General features: G+C 64.6%; 8 protein-coding genes and 1 tRNA gene. 5 read left to right on the forward strand and 4 right to left on the reverse strand.

All coding sequences use genetic code 11. The annotated features are described in order from the left end of the window. Positions 1–101: 101 nt before the first annotated feature. Complete coding sequence (locus L0966_RS01825; protein ID WP_234050145.1) at positions 102–2,474, reverse strand: arylsulfatase; 2,373 nt, start codon at positions 2,472–2,474, stop codon at positions 102–104. 433 nt (positions 2,475–2,907) lie between these two features. On the opposite strand from L0966_RS01825, the gene L0966_RS01830 reads away from it, so the two are divergent. The 3 genes from L0966_RS01830 (at position 2,908) to L0966_RS01840 (ending at position 6,740) form a co-directional block, all read left to right on the forward strand. After that, positions 2,908–4,515: an FAD-dependent monooxygenase gene (locus tag L0966_RS01830; RefSeq protein ID WP_234050146.1), complete on the forward strand. Its 1,608-nt coding sequence runs from the start codon at positions 2,908–2,910 to the stop codon at positions 4,513–4,515. Positions 4,516–4,561: 46 nt separating this feature from the next. Continuing rightward, a complete protein-coding gene (locus L0966_RS01835; protein WP_234050147.1) occupies positions 4,562–5,482 on the forward strand; it encodes an SMP-30/gluconolactonase/LRE family protein in 921 nt (306 codons plus the stop codon). Between the two features lie 112 nt (positions 5,483–5,594). Further along, positions 5,595–6,740, forward strand: coding sequence for a serine hydrolase (locus L0966_RS01840; protein WP_234050148.1), 1,146 nt, complete (start codon positions 5,595–5,597; stop codon positions 6,738–6,740). A gap of 53 nt (positions 6,741–6,793) precedes the next feature. Here L0966_RS01840 and L0966_RS22190 read toward each other — a convergent pair whose 3' ends face one another. After that, on the reverse strand, positions 6,794–13,111 hold the full coding sequence (locus L0966_RS22190) for an autotransporter outer membrane beta-barrel domain-containing protein (RefSeq protein ID WP_255683899.1): 6,318 nt from the start codon (positions 13,109–13,111) through the stop codon (positions 6,794–6,796). Between the two features lie 578 nt (positions 13,112–13,689). Beyond that, positions 13,690–14,403, reverse strand: coding sequence for a response regulator transcription factor (locus tag L0966_RS01850; protein ID WP_234050149.1), 714 nt, complete (start codon positions 14,401–14,403; stop codon positions 13,690–13,692). A gap of 199 nt (positions 14,404–14,602) precedes the next feature. Between L0966_RS01850 and L0966_RS01855 the strand changes: the two genes are divergently transcribed. Beyond that, positions 14,603–16,651 (forward strand): sensor histidine kinase, encoded by a 2,049-nt coding sequence (locus tag L0966_RS01855; RefSeq protein WP_234050150.1) that lies wholly within the window; start codon positions 14,603–14,605, stop codon positions 16,649–16,651. Between the two features lie 99 nt (positions 16,652–16,750). Here the strand turns inward: L0966_RS01855 and L0966_RS01860 are convergent. Continuing rightward, a tRNA-Gly gene (locus L0966_RS01860) sits at positions 16,751–16,825 on the reverse strand. A 351-nt stretch (positions 16,826–17,176) separates the two neighbouring features. Between L0966_RS01860 and ettA the strand changes: the two genes are divergently transcribed. Beyond that, positions 17,177–18,832: an energy-dependent translational throttle protein EttA gene (gene ettA, locus L0966_RS01865; RefSeq protein WP_234050151.1), complete on the forward strand. Its 1,656-nt coding sequence runs from the start codon at positions 17,177–17,179 to the stop codon at positions 18,830–18,832. The last annotated feature ends 33 nt before the right edge of the window (positions 18,833–18,865 follow it).

Here is an 18,865-nt window from a genome sequence, read left to right on the forward strand (position 1 = left end):
ACCCCACGTTGGCCTCAGCCGCGCAGTGCGGATCTTGGCTCTCCCGCAGCCCAAGGTCGGCGGCTGCCGCCTGGGTTCGAGCGGGGCTCGGCGGGTTGGGGTTATTTGAGATCGATCACCACTTCCTTCAGGGTGCCCTCGAAGTTGAAGGGCGCACGGTAGTCCGTGGTGACAGGCGTGCCGGTATCGGTGCCGATGTCCTGGTTCTCGGAAAGCGAAAATTTGTAGGGCGTGGTTCTGTCCACCCGCCCGCTGCCGACCGCCGCGCCATCCACATAAAGGGTTACGGTGCCGCCCTTGCCGACCTCCTTGCCGCCCTCATAGGCGAAGTCCATGCGCACGGTGTGCTCCCCCGCAGGCACCGATGTACGGCTTGATACCGAATAGATGTTCACATCGATGAAGTTGTGCGCGGAGACCAGCCGGCGGTCCTTCAGATAAAACGCCCATCCCCCCGTGTTTCCGCCCTGGGTGAAGATCATGCCATTGGCCTTCTCCTTCACCTGCACCCGTGCGGAGACGCTGAACGACTTGTTCTTGATATCGGGGGCGGAAGATTCCGGCAGGCCCGCGAGCACCCCGTGATAGGTGAAGCTCGTGCGGTCGCCGGCCAGGTTGGGCTTGCCGGTCAGCTCAGCGCTGAACCGCTCCGCCCCGCGCCAGTCGAGGGGTAGCGCCTTGTTCGCGGAGGCCTCGGCCCACCACAACGCGGTCATTTCCGCGAGCTTGCCGGGGTTCTGCGCGGCAATGTCCTTGCCCTGGCTGAAGTCGGTTTCCAGATTGTAGAGTTCCCATTTCGCCTTGAAGGGGTCGAAGTCGGCGCGCTCCGGCTGCCAGGGCTCGAACGAGAGGGAGGCCGCCCACCAGCCGTCCTTGTACATGCCGCGATTGGCGAACATCTCGAAATACTGGCTGGTGCGGATCTCCTTCGCTTTCGCATCCGAAAGGGTGGAGAGGAAGCTCTTGCCCTGGATGGGCGTTTGCGCGGTGCCGTTCACGCTGCGCGGCTCGGCAATGCCTGCCGCCTCGAGAATGGTGGGGGCGATGTCGATGACATGGGCGAATTGCGAGCGCACCTCGCCGCTGGCCTTGGTGCGCGCGGGCCATTTCACCACCATGGGGTTGCGCGTGCCGCCCAGGTGGCTCGCCACCTGCTTGGTCCACTGGAAGGGCGTGTCCATGGCCCAGGCCCAGCCGGCTGGGAAGTGGTTGAAGTGCAGCTCGGTGCCGATCTCGTCGATGCGGGCCAGCATCTGGTCGGCGGTCATCAGGTAGGCGTTGAAAAAGGCGTTTTCGTTCAGCGTGCCGTCGAAGCCGCCCTCGGCGGAGGCGCCATTATCGCCGACGATGTAGAGGATCAGGGTATTGTCGGCATCGGGCATGCTTGCCACATAGTCGAGCACCCGGCCCACTTCCTGGTCCACCTGCTTTCCGTAGGCGGCGAAGACCTCCATCATTCGGCTATAAAGCTTCTTCTTCTTGTCATCCAGGCTGTCCCAGGCGGGCAGGCTCGCGGGTCGCGGTGTCAGGATTGTATCCTGTGGGATGACACCAAGCTGCTTTTGCCGTTCGAAGGTCTGCTTGCGGTATTCATCCCAGCCCATGTCGAATTTGCCGGCGAATTCGCGGATCAGTTCCTTGGGGGCCTGATGCGGGGCGTGGGTCGCGGCCGGGGCGAAATAGAGGAACCAGGGTTTTGCGGGCTGGATCGCCTCGATGTTCTGCAGCCACTGAATGGCGTGGTCCGCAAGATCGACGCTGAGATAGTAGCCGGGCTTGTCCGGGGTACCCAGCGGCGTCTGGTTTTCGAAGAGATAGGGCCGCACCTGGTTGGTGTCACCCGCCATGAAGCCGTAGAAATAGTCGAAGCCGAGGCCATTCGGCCAATGATCGAAGGGCCCGACGGCGCTCGTTTCATAGATGGGCGTATTGTGGTTCTTGCCGAACCAGGAGGTAATGTAGCCATTCTGGCGCAAGATCTCCGCAACCGTCGCGGTGTCCTTGGGGATGATGCCCGTATAGCCGTCATAGCCCGTGGCAAGTTCGGTAATGACGCCGGTGCCCGAGACGTTGTGGTTGCGGCCCGTCAACAGGGCGGCCCGCGTGGGAGAGCACAGGGCCGTGGTGTGGAAGCGGTTGTAGAACAGGCCTTGCTGCGCCAATTGGTCCAGCGAGGGGGAGGGGACGGCGCCGCCGGAGACGGAGAATTGGCCAAAGCCCACGTCATCCAGAAGGATCACCAGAACGTTGGGTGCGCCCTTGGGGGCGGTGATCGGGGCCGGAAAGGCGGCGGGATCGGAGTCCTTGAAGGTGGTGCCGACGGCGCCCCTGAACTTCTGTTCGGCATAGGGCAGAACCACCTGCCCGTCGCGCGAGGCAAGGGGCGTGGCTGCGGATTGCGCCAGGCCGGGCGCGGACTGCAGCACCAGCAGCGATGCCACGGCAAAGGTGAGGGTAAGTCCTTTGTGGGCCATCGGTGAAGCTCCTTCCCGAACGGAGGATAGCCGGACGGCGGTATTGAGCGACTTTGTTCACCTGATGATGGGCTTCCATCCCCTTGAGTAAAGCACAGCGCACGGCCCTTCACCATGGGGCAGCGGCAGACTGCCGGTGATGTCAGAGACTTAGCCAGCTCCCGATACCCGCCTTCACCTGCCGTCCCGCACCCTTGTCCCGACATTGGCGGGTCGGGGCGTCGCCGATCCGCCGGAAAGGGGGCCGCACCCACTGCGTGGGGTGCCTCCCGCCGGGCGACGGCGTCGGCCGGACACGGGGTGCGAGTGCCCGAATGGGCGCCAACCCCAGAGGTTGGGAGCCTGCCTGTCGGTGGAGGTATAAAGGGCGGGAATACGCTTTCTGGCCGGTGAAAGCTGAGGCGCGGCCCTTGAGATTGTCCGGCGTTTGAGGATGATGACGCCTCTTCTTGAGGGCTGGGTCATGGCTGCAGAGGTGAGTGTTCTCGTCGTGGGGGGCGGGCCGACGGGGCTGCTGCTGGCGGCGGAGCTGTTGCGCCGCGGCGTCGACACCCTCCTCATCGATGCCCATGACGCGCCGCTGGCCTGGGACCGGGCGACCGTGGTGCACCCGCGCTCCATCGAGATCTTCGATGCGCTCGGCATTGCAGAGCCGCTGCTGAAGGCGGGCGTGCGCCAGCGGCTGTGCCGCATTCATTCCAATGGAAGCGCTTTGGGCGAGATCGACCTTTCGCTCAGCGGTAGCCGCTATCCCTTTAACCTCGGGGTTTCCGAGGAGGTGACCGAGGCGGTTTTGACCGACTACCTGTCGCAGCTTGGCGGCACGGTGACGCGCTCGACCCGGCTGGTGGATCTGGAGGAGCGCCCCGACGGCGTTCTGGCGACCCTCGAAAAAGAAGGGCAGGAAAGCCAGGTTGTCGCGCGCTGGGTCGTTGGCTGTGATGGACATCGCAGCACTGTCCGACGCCTGGCGGGCATCGGGCAGGATGGCCATGAGATCGAGGAGCCGTGGGCGGTCTTCGACGCCAAGGTGAGTGGCTGGCCCTATTCCCATGAAGGCAACTTCGCCTATCTGGAGGATACGCCGATCATCCTCACCGCTCTGCCCGATGAGCGCTGGCGCATCTATCTGCGGCCGAGCGCGGAGGATTCCGACCTTGTGGCCGATGCGGCGGCGACCCTTGCGGCTTATCTGCCTGAGGCCGCCTTCGTGGAGGTGGCCAATCCCACGCGCTTTCAGTGCCATACCAGGGTCGCTCAGAAGTACCGCGCCGGCCGCCTGCTGCTCGCGGGGGATGCGGCGCACACCTGCAGCCCGGTGCAGGGCCATGGCATGAATAGCGGCCTGCAGGATGCCTTCAACCTGGGCTGGAAGCTTGCCTTGGTGGCCCGCGGCGATCACGCCGAGGCGCTGCTCGACACCTATGAGGCGGAGCGCCGCCCCGTGGCCCAGATGATCACCGCTTCGGGCGACGAGGCGGACCGCGCCCAGCTGCTGACGGACCCGGCGGCACGTGAGGCGCGCGATGCGTTCATCCGCAACATTTTCGCCAATCCCGACACGCGCCACCATGAGGCCGTTGCGGAGGCGGAGCTCGATATTGATTATTCGGCTTCGCCCATCGTGCTCGGTGCCCCGAGCGAGGCTCTGGCAGCAGGCCGGCGATGGCCGGATCATCTTGAGGTGCGCATCTCTGAAGGGGCGTCCCATGGCCTGAACGTGCTGGCCAACCGGGCCGGGCACACGACCGTGCTGGTGGGTAACGCCGCCGTCGCGCCCCATGAGCTGAGCGCGCATCACCGCGCCATCTCGCCCGATGAGGCCGGGCCGATCTTCGAGGCGAGCTTCATGCTCACGCCTCACGGCCCCACGCAGCAGGGGCATGGCGGCATCGATACCGCTGCGACGGATCATCTGGGCGTCAGCGGCGTGACGCTGTTCGTCATCCGGCCGGACGGCTATCTGGGGCTTCGCGCCGATGACGGGCATGCCGAAGCCCTCGCGGCCTATGCCCGCCGCCTCGCCTCCGGCGGCGTGTGATCCCCGCTTTCCCGGCGGCCGCCGCCTCGCCGCGAAGGATGATGGCATGAGCGAGTTCGAGGTCCATGACCCGCGCTTCAGCCGGCTCTTCATTCCGACCGCCTTGCTGGAGCAATTGTGGACAGGGGCGCGGTGGGTGGAGGGCCCGGCCTATTTTCCCGCCGGCCGCTATCTGCTCTTCTCGGACATTCCCAATAACCGCATGCTGCGGTACGACGAAACCAATGGCGTTGTCTCCGCCTTTCGCGCGCCGTCGGAAAACAGCAATGGCAATGCGGTTGATCTGGAAGGGCGGCTGGTCACATGCGAGCATCGCACCCGGCGCATCACCCGCACCGGGCATGACGGCGCCATTCGGCCCCTCGCCACCCATTTCGATGGCAAGCGCCTCAATTCGCCGAACGATGTGGCGGTGAAGTCTGATGGCAGCATCTGGTTCAGCGATCCCACTTACGGCATCGACAGCGAGTATGAGGGCGATGCCGCGGTTTCGGAGCTGGGCCGGCAATGCGTCTACCGCCTTGATCCGCATTCCGGCGACCTGAGCGCGGTAGTCACGGATTGCGTTCAGCCCAATGGGCTCGCCTTTTCGCCCGATGAACGCATCCTCTATGTGAGCGATTCCGGCGCCAGCCATGTGCCGACGCACCCGCGCGCCATCGTCGCCTACGATGTCGCGCCGGATGCGGCCCTGTCCAATCCCCGCCTGTTCGCGGGCCTGCAGGATGGCTATTTCGACGGCCTGCGCTGCGACGTGTTCGGCAATGTCTGGACCTCGGCCTTCCGCGCCGTGCACTGCTACGCGCCGGACGGCACCCTTCTGGGCTCCCTGCCCATGCCGGAGCGGGTCTCGAACCTGTGTTTTGGCGGGCTCAAGCGAAACCGCCTCTTCATCACCGCCCAGACCTCGCTCTATGCGATCTATGTGAATACCCAGGGCGCAGTGCGACCCAGTCCGCAGAGCTGACGGGGTGGCTTCGCGGCCGTCCAGTTTTGTCGGTGAATTCCACTAGAGCGATGGCGTTGCAGCGCTTTCGCATGGTCTTCGGTGTCTTTTCGTCATCAGGAGTGCGTACGTCATGATTGGCCGATCCGCTCTGCTTTCCGCCTGCGCCATGGCGCTGCTCTTCGCCACCGGGCCTGCTCCCGCCCGCGCCCAGGCGGCTGGAGCGACGGCCCCGGGTGCTTCCGCGTCCCAGCCCCTGGCGATCGCATGGAGCAAGATCGCCGGGCAATTGGAGGACATGCGCGCCAGATACGGCGTCACCGCCCTCATCGTGGGCGTGGGGATTGCCGATGCGCCCCCACTCGTTGCGGTGGCCGGCACCTCCATCACCGGGGTTCCCGCGCGTGGGGACATGCACTTTCGCATCGGCGCCGTGGCCATTGCCGCGCAGACCACGATCCTGATGCAGCTGGTGGACGAAGGGCGGGTGAAGCTCGACGACACCATCGACAAATGGCTGCCCGATTATCCTGAGGCGAGCAAAGTCACCCTGCGCATGCTGGCCGACAGCACCTCCGGCTATGCGGATTACGAATCCGACCCCGGCTTTGTGCGGGCCTTTGAAAGCGATGTGTTTCGCGCGTGGCCCACGGATGAACTGCTGAAGATCGCCTTCGCCCGCGGCATGGTGTTCGAGCCGGGCACGGGCTTCCAATACGCCCACACCAACTTCATCGTGCTGGCGCAGGCGCTCGCCAAGGCGACGGGCACGCCTTATCCGGCCCTGCTGCAGCAACGCATCATTGATCGGCTGGGCCTGAAGCAGACCCGCATTTGGACCACTGCCGAACTCCCCGACCCGCCCTTGCACGGCTTCACCAAAGAACGTGGGGTTTTCGAGGACGCCACCTATTGGAGCCCGTCCTGGACGTCCTTCACCGGGCCTCTCAATGCCGATATGGGCGACACGGTCCGCCTCATGCGGGCGCTGGGCAGGGGCGAGACGATCTCGAAGGAAAGCCTGCGCCTGATGCTGACGCCGGCCACCCTCGGCAAGGGCATCAACACGCCCGAGCACGCCTTCAGTCTTGGCATGGAGATCCTGCCGCCGTGGGTGAAGAAGACGTTCTTCTTCGGCGGTTATGCGGGCGTCGCGGGCTACAAGAACGCCCAGGATCTCACCCTTGTGGTGTTGACGACCCTGGGCAGCGAAAGCGCGCCCGACAAAAATCCCTCGACCCCCATTTTCGACGAGCTGGCGGCAGCACTCGCCCATTGAGCGGCGGATGACCGCCCGGCATCGGTCCGTGTGGACCGATGCCGGGCGCGGGTTCAGAACCGGTAGCCGAGCCGGCCGGCGAAGTTCTGGTTCAGGAAGTCGTTGTCGCCGGACAGGGTGTATTCGAACCGGAAGGCGAGGCCGTTATCGGACACGAGCTCCGCGCCGAGCACGCCCTTGCCGTAGAATTCCGACCCGTTGAACGTGTTGGTGTGGCCGGCATCCCCAAGCCCCATGCCCTCGAACCACGCGGTCTGCGACCAGTCTCCGTCACTCCACAGGCTCACGCCGCCGCGGGCATAGGCGCGCAGGACGCCGAGCTCGGTATTGATGCGGCTGCCGATCTCCAGGTTGGGGCTCACCGCCACCTGGAAGTCACTGGCCGAGGCGTAGTGCAGGTTCCAGATTCCGGCGCCCACCTCATTATAGGCGGGGGCATAGACATAGGCCGCGTCCAAGTCCGCGTAGGGCTTCAGGTAGAATGCGCCCAAGTCCGCATAATAGGCGAAGCGCAGGCGCCCGCCGAAGGTGTGGGTGTCCGGGCTCGCCATGGCGGTGGGGAACAGGCCGCTGGACGTCAGGGCCATGGCTGATGCCACCACACGCTTGGAGTCGCCCGTATTGTAGGTGTAGGTGGCCGAGGCGGCGATCTCCCAGACGTCAAGAATGCGCTTCTTGAGCACCAGGCCCACCGAATAATTGTCACTGTTGTCGCGGTAGGTGCCGTCGTCCGAAGTCAGGGTTGCCTGGCCGATGGAAAGAGCCCCGCCCACAAACCAGTTATCCTCCAGGGCCTTCTGGCCACCCACCTGGAAGGCGCCCCAGTTATTGTCATAGCCACGGATGCCGGAGGAGTTCGTCTCCGTGTAGTGGTCGCCCACCACCTGGCTCCAGACGCAGCTTTCTTCCATCAGCTTCGCCGTCTCCCCGACGAAGACCGGGCAGGAATGCAGCGCATGGGCGAAGGCCTGCGCCCGGGCCGGCGCCTTGGCCGAGCCCACGGCGCTGCCTTCGCCGGAGAGGCCTTCCAGAGCCTTGTTATAGGCCGCCGCCGATCCGGCCGGCAGATTGGCCAGCGCCACCATGGCCGAGCCCAGTTGCCCCGTGGTCCCCGAGGTCCAGGCGCTTTGCAGGTTGGAGGCGATGTTCTGGCTGGCGGTTGTCACCACCGAGGAGTTGGCGAAGTTGAGGCTGGTCAGCTTCACCGCCACGTCCTTGCCTTCGATCACCGTGGCGTAGCTCGCCGCGATGGTGTTGACCGGGGTCAGGTTTCCGGCGACCGCGTCATGCGCGGTGAGGATGGTCACGGAGGCGCCATCGCGCACCGCACTTGCTGTGGGCAGGGAGGTGAGCTGCGGCGCCACCTTGCCGTCAAGCGTCGCTGCGCCGGTCACCTGCAGAAGGTCCGCCGCCTGCGTGTTGAAGTCGACATCAACCTGGAGCAGGCCCGTCTTCGTCTGCACGTAGTCCGAGGTATCTAGCGTCGTGGTGCCGATGACGCCGATGCCGAAGGGGTTGATGGTGCCGGCATTGGTGAAGGTGTCCCCGTTCACCACCGGACCAAGGGTGCCGCTCGGGCTGCCGTCCGCCAGCAGATCGGAGGAGATCGGCGTCCAGTAGCTGCCGCCGGTCGAGTTATTGATGATCACGTTGGCGCCGGAATAGAGCGTGCCGTTGTTCTCGAATGTATTCGCGGCGCGGCCGAGGTCGATATTGCCGGTGATCGTCCCGCTATTGACCACCGCAACCGTCGATGCGGCCTGCGACAGGAAGGCGAGGGCATAGCCGTTCGCACCCGCAGAAACGCTGCCACCATTCACATTGATGGTGTTCTGGGCGATGCCGGAGCCGCCGCCGACCAGCGCGATGCCCGCGCCGCTGGAGCCGGAGCCACCCGCGATGGTGCCATTGGTCGTCACTGCGATGATGCCGTTGGCGGTGGTGCCGGGCGCGGTGACATTGGCGCCCGTGCTCTCCGCGAAAATCGCGATGGAGTTCACGCCCTTGGCACTGATGTCACCGGCATAGTCGATGGTGATCTGGCCGCCATGCCGAGACTGTCCGTTGACGCCGCCACCCAGCGAGAGCAGCCCCTCGGATGAGCCCGCCGCGCCGCCGCCGCCGCCGACCGATTGGGCAAAGATGCCATGGGCGCCGCGGCCCGCGGTGGTGATGCTGGCGGTGCCGCTGTCGTTCTTGATGGTGATGTCGCCGCCGTGTCCGCCATTGCCGCCTTCATTGTCCCAATTGCCGCCCCACTGGAGGCTCAGGCCGTCGGAAACACCGCCCACCAAACCGCCGCCGCCGCCGATGGACTGGGCGACGATGCCCGCCGCGCCCATGCCCTTCGTGTTGATCTGCAGCCCGGCCTTGAGGATGACGTTGACGGCGCCACCGTCGCCGGCATTGCCGCCCGAACCATCGACATGGTTGTCGATGGCCGCGATGGCGCCGCTGTCGCTGCCGCTGGTGCCGCCGCCACCACCCACCGATTGGGCGAACACGCCGTAGGCATCCTTGCCTGCCGTGGTGATGGTGGATCCCACCGTAACGTCAACCTCTGCACCGCTGCCGCCGGCGCCGCCGCTGCCGCCGATGGTGGTGGCGATGCCCAGGCTCACGCCTGAAGAGCCCGTATTGCCGCCTGTGGCCGAGCTGCCGCCGCCATAGACCGTTGAATCAAGGACGATCTCCGGATGCGATACGGTGAGGCCGCTCGTCGGGTCGACCTCATCAACATATTGATAATATTCAAGGTTGATCTGGCTGGTGCCGCCGCCGCCGCCGATGGATTGCGCCAGGATGCCGTGGGATTGATAGCCCTTGGTGGAGATCGCGCCGGTGCTGGTCACCGTCACCTTGCCGCCATTGCCGGAGGCCCCTTCACTGCCGCCGACATCGACGGACACGACGCCGGACGCATAGGTCCCGTCCATCGCCGAGCCGCCGGCTCCGCCGCCGCCGCCCACCGACTGGGCGAATATGCCGGCGGAATAGTCGCCCCCGGTCGAGATGGCGGCGGTGTTGGTCACGTTCACGGTGCCGCCGCTGCCATGGGCCGGGCCGTCATCACCGCCGCTGCCGCCGACATTGATATCCAGATTGGCCAGTGCGCCGCCCGCGCCGCTGGCCGCGCCGCCGACACCTCCACCGCCGCCGACGGACTGGGCGAGAATGCCATTGGCGGAGTCGCCATGGGTCGTGACCTTGCCGTCATTCTCAACGCTGACCGCGCCGCCGTTGCCCCCCGCGCCACCGGAGCCGCCCACATTGACCTGCTGGCTGAAGGAATACTTGCTGGCGCTGCGCCCCCACAGCTTATCGGCTGACAGCGTCTTCGAGATCTTCGAGCTGTAGGCTTTCAGGATGCGGCCGACATTGGTCGTGGTCGAAAAGCTCTGCGAGGCCGAGGCAGCGCCGCCGGTGCCGCCGCCGCCGCCAACCGACTGGGCAACGATGCCGTTGCCGCCCGCCGCGTGGGTTTCGATCGAGCCGCTCGTCTTGTTGGTGACCGTAACCGCGCCGCCATTGCCGGCCGCGCCGCCGGAGCCGCCCACGCCCACCTGCACGGACTCGAAGTTCGAAATGCCGACCGATTGCCCGCCGCCGCCATTGCCGCCGCCACCGCCCACCGACTGGGCGAAGATGCCGCGCGATCCTTGCACGAGGGTCGAGATGGCACCGTAGTTCGTCACGGTGACCGCGCCGCCGTCACCGCCCGAGCCGCCACGCCCGCCGACGCCCACGGTTCCGGTGAAATTGTAGCCGATCGGCAGCAGCCCCGGGATCGCGTAGGCCGCGCCGCTACCGCCATTGCCGCCGCCGCCACCGACGGACTGGGCATAGAGGGCGTCCGAGAACTGGCCTTGGGTGCTCAGGGCGGCCGTGTTCACCACATCGACCTGGCCGCCCACGCCGCCGGACCCGCCTTTTCCACCGATTGCGACACTCACGCTGGCGGAATAGGCACCATTGACCGCCGCCGAGAGCGCAGTGGCGTTGCCGCCATTGCCGCCGCCGCCGCCGATGGATTCCGCGAGCAGGGCAGGGGACATGTCGCCCACGGTCGAGATCTTGGCGTAGTTGTTGACGGTCACGGTGCCGCCGTCGCCGCCGTTGCCGCCGCTGCCGCCAATGTCCACGGCTGCGGAGATGGAGGGCACGGGGGCGTAGGTGAAGTCGCCGAGCGCGACGCTCACTCCGGTGGCCGAGCCACCGGTGCCGCCGCCGCCGCCCACCGACTGGACGAAGACGCCGACGGTGTTTTCATCCAGCGCCGTGATCTCGCTGATGTTGTTGACGGTCACCGCCCCGCCGTCGCCGCCACTGCCGCCGCTGCCGCCCAGTGCGAACTGAAAGGAATAGCCCTGGTAGTCCAGCCCCGCGACCGGCACTCCGAGGGCAACGCCTGTCGTGCTGCCGCCATCACCGCCGCCGCCGCCGATGGACGAGGCGTAGATGCCATAGGAGTCGTGCTGGCTAAGGGTGATCTTCCCCGTCACGGCCGGAGCCGCCTCTGTGGACAGGTCCACGGCGCTGGTCGGATTGATGGTGACCGCGCCGCCATCTCCGCCGTCGCCGCCATTTCCGCCGATCGAGACGCTGGCGAACAGGCTCTCGCTGTAGGAGCCGCCGCCATTTCCGCCGCCGCCGCCGATGGATTGCGCCTGGATGGCGATGGAGTTCGACCCCTCGATTTCGATTTTCCCGGTGTTGGAGACGGTCACATCGCCGCCATCTCCACCGCCGCCGGCATGCCCGCCCAGCGAGAACGGGCCGAGCAGGGTGACCGCCGTGCCGCCCGCGCCGCCGCTGGTCGAGCTGCCCTGGATCATGTTCGCCTGCGCCACCTCGCCCAGGAGGATGCCGCCGCCGCCGCCGATGCTGAGGGCGGCGATGCCAGCCGCGCCGGTGCCGGAAGTGGTGATGGAGCCGGCATTGTCCACCGTGACGGACCCGCCATTGCCGGCATTGCCGCCATCGCCGCCGATGGAGACAGCAACGGATTCCGCGTCGCCCGCATTGCCGCCCGTACCGGCGATGGATTGGGCGATGATGCCGTAGGAGCCGGAACCCGAGGTCGTGATGGTGCCACTCACCGAATTGGTGACGGTGAGCGTGCCGCCATCCCCGCCTACACCGCCGCTGCCCGCGACCGAATAGATGACACCATAGGAGGTGGTGCCGTCGCCGCCGCTGCTGCCCCCCGCCTGGGCCACGATGCCATGGGCGCCATTGCCCTGTGTCTTGATGGTCCCGTCATTGAGAACGGTGACCCAGCCGCCGCCAATGGCCGTGCCGCCGGGAATTGCGGAATTGCCACCCAGGCCGGCGCTGCCGGCGGGCGCGTCGTTCGCCTCGGCCAGGATGCCGACGGAGAAATCCCCCTGGGTGTTGATGGACGAATGGTGGCCAAGGGTGACCGTCACCGTGCCACCGCCGCCGCTGTCGCCGCCGAGGCCCGATATGCCGAGGGTGTCGTCCTGCGTATAGCCGCCATTGCCGCCGGCGCCGCCATTGGCGATGGCGTGGATGCCGGCGGACTGATCGCTGATGGTGAGGATCGACACCTTGTCGGCGTGCACGGTCACCGTGCCCGCATAGCCGCCATTGCCGCCCCAGCTGCCATAGTCGCCTTCCGAACTCTGGTCGCCTTCGCCCGCCGCGCCGCCGCTGGCGCTGACATAAACGGCGGCAAGGCCGGCCGGCGCGTCACTGTTCTGGTGGACGAGGGAGGGTGATCCGTCCGGCCCGGCCGAGAGGGTGACGGTCACGGTGGCTCCGGCGCCGCCCGATCCCGCCGAATAGGGCATCAGCGAGTCGGAATTATAGAGCGAGCTGAAGTTCGCGGCATTGCCGCCGCTGCCGCCATCGGCCGTGATGGAGATGATGCCCAGCGCGCCCGCGCCGCCGGAGCTGAACAGGTTGGCGCTGCTGGTCACCGTGACATTACCCGCGCCGCCGCCATTTTGGCCGTTGAAGGTTCCCGCCTCGGCCAGGTCATGCCAGGTGGCGTTGCCGCCGTTTCCGCCTTTGGCGGAAATCGCGATAACGTTTCCGCTTGCATCGGAATCGATGGTGCCCGTCGCCGTTGCCGAAACCGCGCCCGCGCCGCCACCCGGGGTCGGGGCCTCGTCGGACTCGAAGACGTGGAACACGGAATCCGTCCCGTTGCCGCCGTCGGTCACGACGTTGATGGGCGTGTTCACGCCATTGTTCGCAACCACCTGCTGGGCTGCCGCCGTTCCCACATTGGCGGCCATCATCAGCGCGGATAAGCTGAGCAAACTTAAGGTGTTGTAGGACGTGGTCCCGGAAAGCGCGCTGCGTCTGGCCTTGGCCGTGCTCGGATGCTGGCGGCTGAAGATCATGATCACGTCCCCAAGATCAAAATGAACAGTCGAAACCCCGCCGCGGACGCGCCGGTGCCCACGTCATGTTGCGCCCGGCATTTCAAGAATACGCCGCCGCCAGACTTCTTCTTTGTTGCAGGAAAGTCCGAAATCACCGCGATCGACAACCTGCCGCAAGCCCTGGGCGATGGCTCATCCGGCCTCGTGCCTTGTGCACGAAGGAGGCTCTAAACGGCGCGGGAGCTGGTATTCAGCACATGCCGCCAGAGCCGTCTTTCCATCAATTTCACCGCCCACTGATACCGCTAACATGGGCATTTACTTGACGGCAAGGTCCGATTTATCAGCAATTTGCATGAAATCTGCCAATTTAGCCGTGAAATGAAAGGAATATGTCATTTGGCATCGCAGAGGAGTTTGGCGGTCTCCGGTCCTTTGGGTTGCGTCGCGATGAGATGCAATGCCAAATTCACTGGCAAAAGCGCACCGCCCCTCGCGTGCACCGGTTCCGCGCGCATCTTCGGCCGCACGTGCCCGGCGGGCGCGTGCCTGTCTCCGCCGTTCGAAACGCTCCCGAGACCTGACCGCGGCCTGCCTTATGTCGTGGAACCGCCACCAGGGCCCGGCTCCTGAAGCTCCACTTTATCCCGCATGGAAAAACCGCTGCCCTGAACGGTGTCGACTGGCAGGGCGAGGCCGGTCCTGGCCTTCACCTTCGCGCGCAATCGCGAAACCAGCGTGTCGAGGTTGCGCCGGGTCTTCTCCTCGTCATCGTCCCCGAGCGCCCGAAGGACCTCGTCGCGGGTCACCACCTGCGCTGTGTGGCTGAGGAGAAAGCCGAGGAAGCGCGCTTCGCGTCGCGTGAGGTTGAAGCTACTGCCGTTCGGCGCCACCACATCCATGGTCCGAGGGCGAAAGATCCAGGTTTTTTCCGAGCCCGGCGCCTGGTCTCTGCGCTTTCCCATCAAGCTTTGGATGGCGGCGGCAAGCTCTTCTGGATCGATGGGCTTAGTCATATAAATGTCCGCGCCCGATTGGTAGCCCTTCACCCGATCGGGCAGCGTATCCCGGACGGACGCAATGATGATCTTCAGCTCGGAATGATCTGAAAGATGGCTGACAATGCTGAAACCATCATGATAGGGAAGATTGATGTCGATCACAGCCACATCAAAGCGCTGGTTCGCCAGAAGCTGATAGAACTCCACGGCACTCCCGACGCCCTCGACCTCGTGCCCCATCATATTGAGACAGTCGCCGAGACTGCCGCGCAGACTATCGTCATCCTCGACGATCACAACCTTCGCCATACATCAGCTCCGCCCAACAACCAAAGCAACGCGCTGGACCCTGCTTCACAAATGTGGAAAATAGATCAGTATGATGGATCAGATGCAATGTAGATCGAATTTAAGTGAATTTGTCAACTGAGGATCACGTTCAAATACGAATATTGTGATTCATTGTCTATAGAGCGGCTAGAATCCGCGTGTTCTCGCGAAGGCATCCATGATCAGTCGCTGTAGAACGGTTTTCCGCGTGGTGGTCGCCTGCATTATTCTGCTTGCGGCGGTCGGGCCGCTGGCGGCGGAAGACGGGCCGGCTCCGCCCCCACTCGACATCGGCGAAAACGCGAAGCCGGTTTCCTTGCTTGGGCATCTGATGATGCTGCGTGATGTCTCCGGGCATCTGAGTTTGCAAGACGTCGCCTTTGGTGCCGAGAGTGCGCTGTTCTCTGCAGCTCCGCGGATTATATTTTTCGGCTACGCATCAGATGCGTATTGGTTCAAAGTCACTGTGCGGAATCCGCGTTTCAATAGGGGGGATTTGTATTTATGGCTGCAACCCAATTTTGTCGATAATATAGATGTCTTCTATCCGAGTGTGCCCGCGCCGCGCGGTGTGACGGATTTTCATGAAATTCGGCTCGGTGATCATGTGGCCGTGGGGCCGGGCACGGGGCACGCGCCATTTCAATTCGCGGCGCTCGAACCGGTGCCGTCCCCGGTATTCGACATCTACATTCGGGTGCACACCGGAAGCTCGCTGACTTTCGCTGCGTGGCTGGGGTCTTCCTCGGCATTCGCCAACATGGCTGCCTCCAGGAGTTTTGCGCTCGGCTTTGGTTTCGCTTTTTTTATCACCTTAGCTTTGATCATCATGCTCGCGTGGTCCCGCTCACGCAGTCCGGTGTTGCTTTGGTTTGCGCTTTTCGTTCTCGGCTTTTCCGTCAACGTTTTTCCCCTGAGTGGCTTCGGTCTGAGCTGGATGCGCGAGCTTTCGCCGGAGCTTCCCGATCAGTTCTGCCAATTCGCCATTTTGATCTGTCACTTCTTCGGGTTGGGCTACATGGGCAGCCAGGCCAATCTGCGGGCGTGTTGTCCGCACCTGCATCAGCTGAACAGGGCGGCGATGGGGTTTGTCGCGTGCGGATTGGCGCTCAGTCTGCTCGGCTATTATCGATTTTATATCCCTTGGGAGCTGATCATTGTCTCGATCATGCTGGCCATCTTTACATACCTGAATATTCGGCATGCGCTTGTGGCGAAGAGCGGCGCGCGCATGGCGGCTATAGGCTGCAGCTTTTATGCGGTTGCCGCCATTTCCTATCATGCGGCGCTTCTTGGGGTGTTCGCGCCTACTACGGATCTGATGGCGTTCATCTCCTTCGGGAACATCATCTTTGTGGCGTTGATGGCTATTTCGCTTTTGCAGGAGTCTGCGCGGCTGGAATATCAGCGGCGCGAAAGTCAGCTGCTTGAGGTCTCGCGTCGGGCAGAGCGCCGTGCAGCTGAGCTGGTGGAGGCAAGAACGGCGGAGCTGCTTTCCGCAAAGGAGGCGGCGGAGCGGGCGCTGGAACAGGAGCGGGCGGCCCAGGCCGAGCAATTGCGCTTCGTCGATGTGGTCACCCACCAATATCGAACGCCGCTCGCGGTCATTCGCACGTGCGTCACCGCGATCCGCTACGCGACCCCGGTGGAGGACAGCGCGAACCGGCGGCGCATCAGCCAGATTGAAGCCGCGGTGCAGCGGCTGGTGGAGATGATGGACATCTCGCTTCATCGCAGCCGTATCGGCGGCAATGTGGTGGAGGCCAACTGCCGGGAGGTGGAGATCGTGCCGACCATTTCGGCGCTGCTGCAGCGGTTTCGAGAGCTTCACCTGGAGCGGCAGATTAACGTGAGCTTCGAGGGGCTGGAGCCCTCGGAGCGCCTTATGCTCGACACCGACATGGCGGCCATCGCCATCGGCAACCTGATCGACAATGCCGCGAAGTTCTCGCCCTCGAGCACCGCGATCGAGGTTCGTGTGTCGCGGGTGGGCGCGCGCGTGCACATTGAAGTGTGCGACGAGGGCAGGGGTATTCCCGAAGGCGAGATCGGAAAGGTGGGGCAGCGCTATTTTCGCGCGTCCAATTCAGGCGGCATCTTCGGCACGGGCCTGGGCATCAGCATTGTGCGGCAGGTGGCGAAGGCCCACGGTGGGCGTTTTCGGATCGCCAACCGGGCGGGGGGCGGCGCGGTGGCGCTGATCGCTTTGCCTGCGCTTTCAGGCTAAATCGCGCGTCCGTCCGAAGGCACGCGAGCGCGTCGCTGGAGAGCGCAAAATCACGCCCGCACCCGGCACTTTCGCATATCATCGTGTCTTGAGAGAAACTGGAGCGGGCGAAGGGATTCGAACCCTCGACCCCAACCTTGGCAAGGTTGTGCTCTACCCCTGAGCTACACCCGCATCCATTTCGCGGCACCGCAGTGCGTCGCCGGCGATGACGTCCATATGGCAGGAGCGGCCTCGGAATGCAAGAATCTTCGTGTGGTGAGTGGTCTCGCCTGTGGATTTTGTGCCCGGCAAAGAATTTAAGTCATTGTGATTGCGTCTGAAAAACAGACCGGAAGGTTCGCTGAGGGCGGCGCGCCATCGTCGGCGGGGTGTGCGACTCGCGGGCGGAGGGGCTTCATGGCGGCGCGGCAGCGCGCTCAAAACTCAGGCGCAGTGGGACATGGGAAGGCGCTGCTTGCCGCGCCCCGGCAGCATCGTTAGAACGACGGCAACTTTCCCGTACTCTCATGGAGCCGGTGGCGTATGGCCTCCTACCAATATGCTTATCATATGCACGGTCTGACCAAGACCTATCCGGGCGGCAAGAAGGTCCTGGATAATGTGCATCTGTCCTTCTACCCGGATGCCAAGATCGGCGTGCTCGGCGTTAACGGCGCTGGTAAGTCGACCTTGCTTCGCATCATGGCGGGGCTCGACAAGGACTTTTCCGGCGAGGCGAAGCCGGCGGATGGCGTGCGCGTGGGCTACCTGCCCCAGGAGCCGCAGCTCGACCCCAACAAGACCGTGCGCGAGAACGTGATGGAGGGCGTGGCCAAGCAGAAGGCCATTCTCGACCGCTACAACGAACTCGCCATGAACTACTCGGAAGAGACCGCGGACGAGATGACTCGCCTGCAGGACGAGATCGAGGGCCAGGGCCTGTGGGATCTCGATTCGAAGGTGGAACAGGCCATGGAGGCCCTGGGCTGCCCGCCCGACGATTGGGAGGTCACTCGCCTCTCCGGTGGTGAGCGCCGGCGCGTGGCCCTGTGCCGCCTGCTGCTGGAACAGCCCGAGCTGCTGCTGCTCGACGAGCCCACCAACCATCTGGACGCCGAGACGGTGAACTGGCTGGAAGGCCATCTGCGCACCTATCCGGGCGCGATCCTCATCGTCACCCACGATCGCTACTTCCTCGACAACGTGACGAGCTGGATCCTCGAGCTCGATCGCGGCCGGGGCATTCCCTATGAGGGCAACTATTCGTCCTGGCTGGCGCAGAAGCAGAAGCGCCTCACCCAGGAGGGTCGTGAGGACGAGGCCCGCCAACGCGCGCTCGCCCGCGAGCAGGAGTGGATTGCTGCTTCCCCCAAGGCCCGCCAGGCCAAGAACAAGGCGCGTATCCAGCGCTATGACGAGCTGGTGCAGAAGGCCTCCGAAAAGGCGCCGCAGACCGCCCAGATCATCATTCCGGTGGCCGAGCGCCTCGGCCAGAACGTTATCGCCTTCGAGCATCTCAATAAGGCGTTTGGCGACAAGCTGCTGATCGACGATCTCACCTTCAAGCTGCCCCCGGGCGGCATTGTCGGCGTGATCGGCCCCAACGGCGCGGGCAAGACCACCCTGTTCCGCATGATTACCGGGCAGGAAAAGCCCGATGGCGGGACAATCACCATCGGTGAATCGGTGAAGCTCGGCTACGTGGACCAAAGCCGCGATGCCCTCGACGACAAGAAGACGGTGTGGGAGGAGGTCTCCGGCGGCAACGACGTGATTTACGTCGGCAAGAAGGAGATTCCCTCGCGCGCCTATTGCGCGGCCTTCAATTTCAAGGGCGGCGACCAGCAGAAGAAGGTGGGCATGCTCTCCGGTGGTGAGCGCAATCGCGTGCACCTTGCCAAGGTACTCCAGCGCGGCGGCAACGTGCTGCTGCTCGACGAGCCCACCAACGACCTTGACGTGGAAACCCTGCGCGCCCTGGAAGAAGCGCTGGAAGACTATGCCGGCTGCGCCGTCATCATCTCCCATGATCGCTTCTTCCTGGACCGCGTCGCCACCCACATGCTGGCCTTCGAGGGCGACAGCCACGTGGAGTGGTTCGAGGGCAACTTCGCCGATTACGAAGAAGACAAGAAGCGCCGGCTGGGGCTCGATTCCACCATCCCGAAGCGCATCCAGTACAAGAAGTTCTCGCGCTGAAGCAGGGCGCCGGCGGCGTTGCCCGCCGGCGTC

It is taken from the genome of Xanthobacter sp. NM-59 (assembly GCF_021401125.1).
GTDB lineage: Bacteria > Pseudomonadota > Alphaproteobacteria > Rhizobiales > Xanthobacteraceae > Xanthobacter.

What these genes read in the sequence shown, in the direction of transcription:
- L0966_RS01855 (WP_234050150.1), top strand. Translation starts at nt 14,603, where the DNA reads ATGATCAGTCGCTGTAGAACGGTTTTCCGCGTGGTGGTCGCCTGCATT.
- L0966_RS01840 (WP_234050148.1), top strand. Translation starts at nt 5,595, where the DNA reads ATGATTGGCCGATCCGCTCTGCTTTCCGCCTGCGCCATGGCGCTGCTC.
- ettA (WP_234050151.1), top strand. Translation starts at nt 17,177, where the DNA reads ATGGCCTCCTACCAATATGCTTATCATATGCACGGTCTGACCAAGACC.
- L0966_RS22190 (WP_255683899.1), bottom strand. Translation starts at nt 13,111, where the DNA reads ATGATCTTCAGCCGCCAGCATCCGAGCACGGCCAAGGCCAGACGCAGC.
- L0966_RS01825 (WP_234050145.1), bottom strand. Translation starts at nt 2,474, where the DNA reads ATGGCCCACAAAGGACTTACCCTCACCTTTGCCGTGGCATCGCTGCTG.
- L0966_RS01830 (WP_234050146.1), top strand. Translation starts at nt 2,908, where the DNA reads ATGATGACGCCTCTTCTTGAGGGCTGGGTCATGGCTGCAGAGGTGAGT.
- L0966_RS01835 (WP_234050147.1), top strand. Translation starts at nt 4,562, where the DNA reads ATGAGCGAGTTCGAGGTCCATGACCCGCGCTTCAGCCGGCTCTTCATT.
- L0966_RS01850 (WP_234050149.1), bottom strand. Translation starts at nt 14,403, where the DNA reads ATGGCGAAGGTTGTGATCGTCGAGGATGACGATAGTCTGCGCGGCAGT.